Genomic DNA, 2,500 nt, shown 5'->3' with positions numbered 1-2,500 from the left:
TTAACGGGTGATGGCGTGCCTTTTGTAGAATGAACCGGCGAGTTACGATCCCGTGCGAGGTTAAGCTGAAGAGGCGGAGCCGCAGCGAAAGCGAGTCTGAATAGGGCGTTTAGTACGTGGTCGTAGACCCGAAACCAGGTGATCTACCCATGTCCAGGGTGAAGTTCAGGTAACACTGAATGGAGGCCCGAACCCACGCACGTTGAAAAGTGCGGGGATGAGGTGTGGGTAGCGGAGAAATTCCAATCGAACCTGGAGATAGCTGGTTCTCCCCGAAATAGCTTTAGGGCTAGCCTTAAGTGTAAGAGTCTTGGAGGTAGAGCACTGATTGGACTAGGGGTCCTCATCGGATTACCGAATTCAGTCAAACTCCGAATGCCAATGACTTATCCTTAGGAGTCAGACTGCGAGTGATAAGATCCGTAGTCAAAAGGGAAACAGCCCAGACCGCCAGCTAAGGTCCCAAAGTGTGTATTAAGTGGAAAAGGATGTGGAGTTGCTTAGACAACTAGGATGTTGGCTTAGAAGCAGCCACCATTTAAAGAGTGCGTAATAGCTCACTAGTCGAGTGACTCTGCGCCGAAAATGTACCGGGGCTAAATACACCACCGAAGCTGCGGATTGATACCAATGGTATCAGTGGTAGGGGAGCGTTCTAAGGACAGTGAAGTCAGACCGGAAGGACTGGTGGAGTGCTTAGAAGTGAGAATGCCGGTATGAGTAGCGAAAGACGGGTGAGAATCCCGTCCACCGAATGCCTAAGGTTTCCTGAGGAAGGCTCGTCCGCTCAGGGTTAGTCAGGACCTAAGCCGAGGCCGACAGGCGTAGGCGATGGACAACAGGTTGATATTCCTGTACCACCTCTTTATCGTTTGAGCAATGGAGGGACGCAGAAGGATAGAAGAAGCGTGCGATTGGTTGTGCACGTCCAAGCAGTTAGGCTGATAAGTAGGCAAATCCGCTTATCGTAAAGGCTGAGCTGTGATGGGGAAGCTCCTTATGGAGCGAAGTCTTTGATTCCCCGCTGCCAAGAAAAGCTTCTAGCGAGATAAAAGGTGCCTGTACCGCAAACCGACACAGGTAGGCGAGGAGAGAATCCTAAGGTGTGCGAGAGAACTCTGGTTAAGGAACTCGGCAAAATGACCCCGTAACTTCGGGAGAAGGGGTGCTTTCTTAACGGAAAGCCGCAGTGAATAGGCCCAAGCGACTGTTTAGCAAAAACACAGCTCTCTGCGAAGCCGTAAGGCGAAGTATAGGGGGTGACACCTGCCCGGTGCTGGAAGGTTAAGGAGAGGGGTTAGCGTAAGCGAAGCTCTGAACTGAAGCCCCAGTAAACGGCGGCCGTAACTATAACGGTCCTAAGGTAGCGAAATTCCTTGTCGGGTAAGTTCCGACCCGCACGAAAGGTGTAACGATTTGGGCACTGTCTCAACCAGAGACTCGGTGAAATTATAGTACCTGTGAAGATGCAGGTTACCCGCGACAGGACGGAAAGACCCCGTGGAGCTTTACTGTAGCCTGATATTGAATTTTGGTACAGTTTGTACAGGATAGGCGGGAGCCATTGAAACCGGAGCGCTAGCTTCGGTGGAGGCGCTGGTGGGATACCGCCCTGACTGTATTGAAATTCTAACCTACGGGTCTTATCGACCCGGGAGACAGTGTCAGGTGGGCAGTTTGACTGGGGCGGTCGCCTCCTAAAGTGTAACGGAGGCGCCCAAAGGTTCCCTCAGAATGGTTGGAAATCATTCGTAGAGTGCAAAGGCATAAGGGAGCTTGACTGCGAGACCTACAAGTCGAGCAGGGACGAAAGTCGGGCTTAGTGATCCGGTGGTTCCGCATGGAAGGGCCATCGCTCAACGGATAAAAGCTACCCCGGGGATAACAGGCTTATCTCCCCCAAGAGTCCACATCGACGGGGAGGTTTGGCACCTCGATGTCGGCTCATCGCATCCTGGGGCTGTAGTCGGTCCCAAGGGTTGGGCTGTTCGCCCATTAAAGCGGTACGCGAGCTGGGTTCAGAACGTCGTGAGACAGTTCGGTCCCTATCCGTCGTGGGCGTAGGAAATTTGAGAGGAGCTGTCCTTAGTACGAGAGGACCGGGATGGACGCACCGCTGGTGTACCAGTTGTTCTGCCAAGGGCATAGCTGGGTAGCTATGTGCGGAAGGGATAAGTGCTGAAAGCATCTAAGCATGAAGCCCCCCTCAAGATGAGATTTCCCATAGCGTAAGCTAGTAAGATCCCTGAAAGATGATCAGGTTGATAGGTTCGAGGTGGAAGCATGGTGACATGTGGAGCTGACGAATACTAATAGATCGAGGACTTAACCATATAATATGTAGCAAATGTTATCTAGTTTTGAAGGAATATGCCTTCATAGTTTGGTGATGATGGCAGAGAGGTCACACCCGTTCCCATACCGAACACGGAAGTTAAGCTCTCTAGCGCCGATGGTAGTTGGGACCTTGTCCCTGTGAGAGTAGGACGTCGCCAAGCAA

Annotated in this window: 2 rRNA genes (1 of these 2 cut by a window edge); both read left to right on the top strand. The window is 52.0% G+C overall.

The features are described from left to right. Nucleotides 1-2,333, top strand: a 23S ribosomal RNA gene (locus HMAS_RS27565); it begins 589 nt to the left of the window's first position. A 49-nt stretch (nt 2,334-2,382) separates the two neighbouring features. Continuing rightward, nucleotides 2,383-2,498 (top strand): 5S ribosomal RNA (rrf, locus tag HMAS_RS27560). Nucleotides 2,499-2,500 lie beyond the last annotated feature (2 nt).

It is taken from the genome of Bacillus sp. HMA207, from assembly GCF_003402455.1.
Taxonomy (GTDB): domain Bacteria; phylum Bacillota; class Bacilli; order Bacillales; family Bacillaceae_G; genus Bacillus_A; species Bacillus_A cereus.
This window is presented reverse-complemented; position numbering and strand designations above follow the sequence as displayed.